Origin of the sequence: Rhodoblastus sp. (assembly GCF_041915505.1) — a bacterium.
In the GTDB taxonomy this organism is placed as follows: domain Bacteria; phylum Pseudomonadota; class Alphaproteobacteria; order Rhizobiales; family Beijerinckiaceae; genus Rhodoblastus.
Genome location: NZ_JAYSBG010000172.1, coordinates 1 through 7,258, shown reverse-complemented (window position 1 = coordinate 7,258; position 7,258 = coordinate 1). Strand labels below are relative to the sequence as shown.

6 protein-coding genes are annotated in these 7,258 nt (G+C 64.7%); 5 read left to right on the top strand and 1 reads right to left on the bottom strand.

The genetic code is table 11. The features are described 5' to 3' along the window. The 4 genes from glmS to ACE3S9_RS11755 form a co-directional block, all read left to right on the top strand. Positions 1–1,160 (top strand): glutamine--fructose-6-phosphate transaminase (isomerizing) (glmS, locus tag ACE3S9_RS11770; protein WP_374546651.1); only part of this gene is annotated, 1,160 nt, incomplete at its 5' end. Between the two features lie 223 nt (positions 1,161–1,383). After that, positions 1,384–1,938 carry a manganese efflux pump MntP family protein gene (locus ACE3S9_RS11765; RefSeq protein ID WP_374546650.1) on the top strand — a complete coding sequence of 185 codons (555 nt, stop codon included), beginning with the start codon at positions 1,384–1,386 and terminating at the stop codon, positions 1,936–1,938. A 366-nt stretch (positions 1,939–2,304) separates the two neighbouring features. Continuing rightward, complete coding sequence (locus ACE3S9_RS11760; RefSeq protein WP_374546649.1) at positions 2,305–3,882, top strand: 2-isopropylmalate synthase; 1,578 nt, start codon at positions 2,305–2,307, stop codon at positions 3,880–3,882. Between the two features lie 351 nt (positions 3,883–4,233). Further along, positions 4,234–5,133, top strand: a complete 900-nt coding sequence (locus ACE3S9_RS11755) for an SPFH domain-containing protein (protein WP_374546648.1) — start codon at positions 4,234–4,236, stop codon at positions 5,131–5,133. On the opposite strand, the gene cobD is transcribed toward ACE3S9_RS11755, so the two are convergent. Then, positions 5,130–6,152 (bottom strand): threonine-phosphate decarboxylase CobD, encoded by a 1,023-nt coding sequence (gene cobD, locus ACE3S9_RS11750; RefSeq protein ID WP_374546647.1) that lies wholly within the window; start codon positions 6,150–6,152, stop codon positions 5,130–5,132. The two genes, ACE3S9_RS11755 and cobD, sit on opposite strands and share 4 nt — an antisense overlap. Here cobD and cbiB point away from each other — a divergent pair. Continuing rightward, entirely contained in the window at positions 6,151–7,125 is a 975-nt protein-coding gene (cbiB, locus tag ACE3S9_RS11745) for an adenosylcobinamide-phosphate synthase CbiB (RefSeq protein WP_374546646.1), read from the top strand. The genes cobD and cbiB overlap by 2 nt on opposite strands. Positions 7,126–7,258 lie beyond the last annotated feature (133 nt).

Below are 7,258 nucleotides of genomic sequence, written 5' to 3'. Positions count from 1 at the left end.
ACGAGGCCAATGAGCCGGTCGAGCGCCCGAAATTGAAGACGCAAGCCTCGGCCTTTCTGGTCGACAAGGGCAATTACCGTCATTTCATGGCCAAGGAAATCCACGAGCAGCCGGAAGTGGTCGCCCGCACGCTGGCCCATTACATCGATTTTTCGGCCGGCGCCGTCCGGCTGCCGTTCGAATTGCCGTTCGACCCGAAGGGACTGACGGGCATCACGCTCACCGCCTGCGGCACGGCTTATTATGCTGGGTTGGTCGCCAAATATTGGTTCGAGCGTTTCGCGCGCCTGCGCGTGGAAATCGATGTGGCGTCGGAATTCCGCTATCGCGAGGCGCCTTTGCCCGAGCAGGGGCTGATGATCGTGGTGTCGCAATCCGGCGAGACGGCGGATTCGCTCGCCAGCCTGCGCTACGCCAAGAGCCATGGCCAGAAGATCATCGGCGTGGTCAACGTGCCGACCTCGACCATCGCCCGCGAGAGCGACGTCGCCGCGCCGACTCTGGCGGGACCGGAAATCGGCGTGGCTTCGACCAAGGCTTTTACCTGCCAGCTTACCGTGCTCGCCGCTCTGGCCGTGGCGCTTGGCCGCGCGCGCGGCGTGTTGAGCGCGGAGGAGGAGAAGCGCCTCGTCAACGAATTGATGGTGGTTCCCGGCCTGCTGGCCGAGGCGATGAAGCTGGAGCCGGGCATCGAGGCCTTGGCGCATCACCTCGGCAAGGCGACCGACGTGCTCTATCTCGGGCGCGGGCCGTCCTATCCTTTGGCGCTGGAAGGCGCGCTGAAGCTGAAGGAAATTTCCTATATCCACGCCGAGGGCTATGCCGCCGGCGAGCTGAAACACGGCCCCATCGCGCTGATCGACGAGCAATTACCGGTGATCGTGATCGCGCCGACCGATGCGGTGCTGGAAAAGACGGTTTCCAACCTGCAGGAAGTGGCCGCGCGCGGCGGAAAAATCATCCTGGTCGGAGATTCGCACGCCATCGAGGAGGCGGCGGTGACCTTGGCGGGCGACATCCGCATGGCCGATATGGCGCCGGATTTCGCGGCCATCGTCTATGCCGCGCCGATCCAGATGCTGGCCTATTACACGGCGGTGTTCATGGGCAAGGACGTCGACCAGCCGCGCAATCTGGCCAAGAGCGTGACGGTCGAATAACGTGCGTGACCGTGGAGTGAGACGCATCGACGCGGCTGTTTCCGCTTGTGCTGCAAAAAATCTTCGCTTATTCAAGCGCATCCATTGGGGAGTAGCTGCCGCGGCTTGAGCGCGGAGCGCCGTCAACATGCTGGGCGAAAGCCCTGGCGGCGCGGGCCGGAAGGCCTTGGCGAGACCAGTGTGGGCAGCCCGTCCGGGCTGTTCCGCAACGTCTCGGGGCCCCATGCTGCAAACCGTCCTGCTCGCTTTCAGTCTTTCGACCGATGCTTTCGCGGCTTCGGTCGCGAAGGGCGCTCGTTTCCCCAATATGCCGCTCGGCAAGACGGCGCTTATCGCCGCGAGTTTCGGCCTGCTCGAAGCTTTAGCGCCTTTGGTCGGCTATCTTCTGGGATTGCAATTCGCGGGCGTCATCGAGGGCTATGACCATTGGATCGCCTTCACCATCCTCGGCTTTCTCGGCGCGCGGATGATTTGGGCGAGTTTCGACGGCGAGCGTGCGGACGAACTGGCCGCCGCGCCCAGCGTCGCCGCCGTCTTCGCGACGGCGCTGGGAACGAGCGTCGACGCCACGGCGGTCGGCGTCACCCTCGCGCTGTTCAGCAACAACATTCCGCTGACGCTGCTGACGATTGGCGTGGTGACCTTCGCCATGACGCTGATCGGCCTGCGCCTCGGCGGAATCGTCGGCGACCGCACCGGCAAATGGGCCGAATTGCTCGGCGGGCTCGGGCTCATCGGCCTGGGCGCCAATATTCTGGCGACGCATCTGGCGGGTTAAGCGCGCGGCGGATTGCGCTTTCCCCCATCCGTTGGCCGCGCGGCTCTTGCATTCGCCCGCCCATTCGGGTTATGAGCAAGGCTCCATGCTGTTCGCAGCGCATTTTCGAGCCGCCCGTGTCTTTTGAGACCGATCCGATGCAGACGATGATAGCCGGCGTTTATCGCCAGGCCGCGTCCGCGCGCGCGCTCGCCGACCTTCTGCTCCTTAGCAACCCCTGAGGGCCGGCCGGGCTATGCCTGGGCGCTCAGGGGAGTTTCGCCGCAGCCATTTCCGGCCCCGGCTTCGCACGTCCGCCAGCCTGCCCAATCGTCGCAGCCGGACCCGCGAAGCGCCAGAGGGGCGCCATTCGCCAGGATTTTCGACATGACCGAGCAAAATCACTCCGCCCAGCCCGCTTCCGAAAAAGAGCGCGTCTACATTTTCGACACCACCTTGCGCGACGGCGAGCAATGCCCCGGCGCCTCGATGACCTTCGAGGAGAAGCTGGAAGTCGCCGACATTCTGGACACCTTGGGCGTCGACGTGATGGAGGCGGGCTTCCCGATCGCCTCGCAGGGCGATTTCGAATCCGTCTCGGAAATCGCCCGCCGGGTGAAGAACGCCTCGGTCTGCGGGTTGTCGCGCGCCTCGGCCAAGGACATCGACCGCTGCGCCGAAGCCGTGCGTCATGCGCGCATCCCGCGCATCCACACCTTCATCTCCACCTCGCCGGTCCATATGCAATATAAATTGCAGATGGCCCCGGAAAGGGTGCTGGAGCTGATCGCGTCCTCGGTGGCGCGCGCGCGCAATCATGTCGAATTCGTCGAATGGTCGGCGGAAGACGGCACCCGCACCGAGCATGATTTCCTGTGCCGCGCGGTCGAAACTGCGATCAACGCCGGCGCGACCACGATCAATATTCCCGATACGGTCGGCTATACCACGCCGGACGAATATCGCGCGATCTTCCAGATGTTGCGCACGCGCGTGCCCAATGCCGACAAGGCGATCTTCTCGGTTCATTGCCACAATGATCTGGGCATGGCGGTCGCCAATTCCATCGCCGGTGTGCAGGGCGGGGCGCGTCAGATCGAATGCACCGTCAATGGCATTGGCGAGCGCGCCGGCAATGCGGCTTTGGAAGAGATCGTGATGGCGATCCGCACCCGCGCCGACGCTTTGCCCTTCGTCAACAATATCGACACCAAGCTGCTGACCCGCGCGTCAAAACTGGTGTCGGCGGTGACATCGTTCCCGGTGCAATATAACAAGGCCATCGTCGGGCGGAACGCCTTCGCCCATGAAAGCGGCATCCACCAGGACGGCATGCTGAAGAACGCCCATACCTATGAGATCATGACGCCGGATTCGGTTGGCGTGCAGAAGACCAATCTGGTCATGGGCAAGCATTCCGGCCGCCACGCCTTCAAGGAAAAGCTGAAGGAGTTGGGCTATGCCTTGGGCGACAACGAGCTGGAAGTCGCCTTCGCGCGCTTCAAGGATTTGGCCGACCGCAAGAAGATCGTTTATGACGAGGACATCGTCGCTCTGGTCGACGACGAGATCGTCAGCTCGCACGAGCGGATCAAGGTCGTCGCGCTGAGCGTGATGGCCGGCACCAAGGGCCCGCAATCGGCCGCTCTGACGCTGGAAATCGATGGCGAGCAGAAGACCCATCAGGCGACCGGCAACGGGCCGGTGGACGCGATCTTCAACGCCATCCGAGCCTTGGCGCCGCATGAGGCGAAGCTGGAATTGTTCCAGGTCCACGCCGTGACCGAAGGCACCGACGCTCAAGCGGAGGTTTCGGTGCGGCTGTCGGAGGAGGGCCATGTGGTTTCGGGCCGGGGCGCCGACCCGGACACGTTGGTCGCCTCGGCGCGCGCCTATGTCGCCGCGCTGAACAAGATGCAGGCCTTGCGCGGCCGGGGAAAGCTGGAGGCGATCGCCTCCATCTGACGAAAGCGGGCAGGATCGCCGGGTGAGGCCGACTTTCCTGCCCGGCGCGCTCCGACTGGGAAACCCGGAGCTTTTAAATGGCTAGCTATCGAAATCGTGGTCAGGAAAATTTCCCGGCCACGTTTTTATTTTCGTCACGCCGGCTCTGTTGACGTCCCCTAAATGGGGCATCGTGACATTAGGCTTTTGTCTAATGCGGTGGAGATTTGCCTTCGGTTAAGCCCATTTGCAACGCGCGCGGGCGTTGCCAGCCGCTCGTCTTGTAACTTTCACGGCGCAATGGCTTGATAGCGATGGCTTCGCCTTGATGCGGGCCCGTTTCAGGAAAGCTGGCGCGCTATGGATATTTTATTGTCTTCTTTTGGTTTCATCGTCGCTTTTTTCATTCTGGCGACGGTCATCGGCAGCTTTTTCACCGTCCAGACCGCGCAGGTCGCCGTGATCACCCGCTTCGGCCGCTATCTTCGCATCGCCCAAGCCGGCCTCAACTGGAAGGTCCCCTATATCGACAAGGTTGACGGCCGCATGAGCCTGCGGATCAACCAGCTCGCGTTGACCATGGAGACCAAGACCAAGGACAATGTCTTCGTCACCATTCCGGTTTCGGTCCAGACCCGCGTGCGGCCGGAGAAGGTGTTCGAGGCTTATTACGCCTTGTCCGACCCGGAGGCGCAGATCAAGGCCTATGTCGAACAGGTCGTGCTCGGCCATGTGCCCGGCATGATGCTGGACGAGGTTTTTGCCAGCCAGTCGAGCATAGCGGCCGCGGTCAAGCGCGAGCTCGACATTGACATGGCCGGTTTCGGCTATGAGATCGTCAATGTGCTGGTGACCGACATCATTCCTGACGCCAAGGTCAAATCGGCGATGAACGACATCAACGCCGCCCAGCGCGAACAGGTCGCGGCCAATGCGCGCGGCGAGGCCGAGAAGATCCTGGTCGTCAAGAAGGCCGAGGCGGAAGCCGAGAGCAAGGCCCTGCAGGGCCAGGGCATCGCCAATCAGCGCAAGGCGATCATCGACGGTCTGCGCGCCTCGATCGAGCAGTTCCAGCAGACTTTGGGCGACGCCAGCGCCAAGGAGGTCATGCAGCTCGTGCTGGTGACGCAATATTTCGACACGCTGAAGTCGATCGGCGAACAGGACAACACCAACACCCTGTTCCTCTCGCATGCGCCCGGCGCGGTCGGCGACATCGCCAGCCAGATTCTGCAGTCGCTGGTCGCCGCCGATCGCGTGAAGTCCGCCTAAACGTTCAGAGCCGCCGACAGTCGCGCGAACGCTGCGTCCCCACTGGGGACGCCGAAGCGCAGCCAGTCCGGCCGCGGCGCGAAGGGGCGGGTCAGCACGCCGACCGCGCACAGGCGCCGGAAAATGGCCTGCGCGTCGTCGTGACGCGCGAGGCGGAACAAAGGCGTTCCACCCACAATTTCGAAGCCTGCGTCGCGCAACAGGCCGTCGAGGCGGGCGCAATCGCGCGCGAGCCGGGCCGCGCTGTCCGTGAGCCAGGTCCGGTCGCGAAAAGCGGCGATTCCGATCTCGACCGCCGCGCCGCTGACCGCCCAGGGGCCGAGCGCGGCGCGCAGCCGCGCGATCACGTCCCGCTCGCCGAGCGCGAAGCCGAGCCGCAGCCCCGCCAGCCCAAAGGTCTTGCCGAAGGAGCGCAGAACCAGCGCGCCGGGCAAAGGCAGCAGCGGAGCGAGGCTGTTTTCGCCGGGCAGAAAATCGATGAAGGCCTCGTCCACAACCAGATTTTTGCCGTGCGCGCTCATCTTCTTGGCGAGGTCGCGCAGGCCGCGCACGGCGCAGAGGCGGCCGTCGGGATTGTTGGGATTGACGACGACCGCGACATCGGCGCCCACGAGATCGCCGAGCGTCGCGCAGGTCACGACCTCCGCGCCGCTCGCGGCCCAGACCCGGCCATGTTCGGCATAGGTGAAGTCGAGCACGGCTACCTTTTTCGCGGGGAGCAGGCGCGGCAGGAACTGGATCAGCGCCTGCGTGCCCGGCGCGGCGACAAGGTCCGCGCCGCCGCCAAGGCCGAAATGACCGGCGGCGGCGGCTTCCAGCGCCGCGATGGACTCCGCCTCGGGCAAGCGCGTAAAAGCGTCGGGGCTGGGCGCCGGGAAAGCAAAAGGCGCCACGTTGATTCCGGTCGAGAGATCGAGCCAGGGCTCGGGCGCCGCCGGAAAGAGACGGCGCGCGGCGGCGAGCCCGCCGCCGTGATAGGCTAGGGCGCTTCCGTCGGAAAGATTCGCCGCCTCATCCATGTTTTCCGCCTTCACCCTCGCGCTCGCTCTGGTCGCCTTGCTCATCGAAGCCGCCATCGGCTATCCCGCGCCGGTCTATGCCGCCGTGCGCCATCCAGTGAGCTGGATCGGCGCCCTTATCGCGCGGCTGGAGCAAATGCTCAACCGGCCCGAGGCGCCGGATGCTCGCCGCAAGGTTTCGGGCGTGTTCGCTCTGGTCGTCGTGCTGGCGGTTGTCGGCGAAATCGCCGGCCTTTTGACCGATTGGGCGCCGCGAAATCTGTTCGGCTTCCTCCTGCTCGCGCTGCTCGCCTCGTCGCTGGTCGCCCAGCGCAGCCTTTACGACCATGTCGCGGCGGTGGCCGAGGCATTGGAGCGCGGGGGGCTGGAGGCGGGCCGCGAAAAAGTGGCGATGATCGTCGGGCGCGACGTGTCCGCGCTCGACGTCGCCGGGGTTTCGCGCGCGGCGGTGGAAAGTCTGGCGGAGAATTTTTCCGACGGCGTCGTCGCGCCCGCCTTCTGGATCACCGCGCTCGGTCTGCCGGGCGGCGCGCTCTACAAGGCGGCCAATACGGCCGATTCGATGATCGGCCATAAAAGCGAGCGTTATCTCCAGTTCGGCTGGGCGGCGGCGCGGTTCGACGACCTCATCAACCTGCCGGCGTCGCGGCTGGCGGCTTTGTGGATCCTGCTCGCCGCCGCGTTCACCCCGGGCGCGGAATGGCGCGGCGCCTGGGCGGCGGCGCGACGCGACGCGGGAAAACATCGCTCGCCCAATGCCGGCTGGCCGGAAGCGGCCATGGCCGGCGCGCTCGGCTTCAAGCTGGCCGGGCCGCGCGTTTATGACGGCGTGATGGTGGAAGATGTGTTCATGGGCGACGGGCGCGCCGAACTCGACGCGTCGGACATCCGCCGCGCGCTGACGCTCTACCGCGGCGCCTGCGTCGCGCAGATGATCGCTTTGGCTTTGCTGGGGTCGGCTCTCCTCAAATGAGAGAGACAAGGTGAGCGGAGCTGGAGAGATGTTCCGTGCCGCGTCATTGTGAGCCATAGGGCGTCGGAAGACGCCCGTCTTTCGACGGGCTATGGCGAAGCAATCCACGCAGTCTTTCAACAGGTCGAGAGAT

What these genes read in the sequence shown, in the direction of transcription:
- ACE3S9_RS11765 (WP_374546650.1), top strand. Translation starts at nt 1,384, where the DNA reads ATGCTGCAAACCGTCCTGCTCGCTTTCAGTCTTTCGACCGATGCTTTC.
- ACE3S9_RS11760 (WP_374546649.1), top strand. Translation starts at nt 2,305, where the DNA reads ATGACCGAGCAAAATCACTCCGCCCAGCCCGCTTCCGAAAAAGAGCGC.
- cobD (WP_374546647.1), bottom strand. Translation starts at nt 6,152, where the DNA reads ATGGATGAGGCGGCGAATCTTTCCGACGGAAGCGCCCTAGCCTATCAC.
- cbiB (WP_374546646.1), top strand. Translation starts at nt 6,151, where the DNA reads ATGTTTTCCGCCTTCACCCTCGCGCTCGCTCTGGTCGCCTTGCTCATC.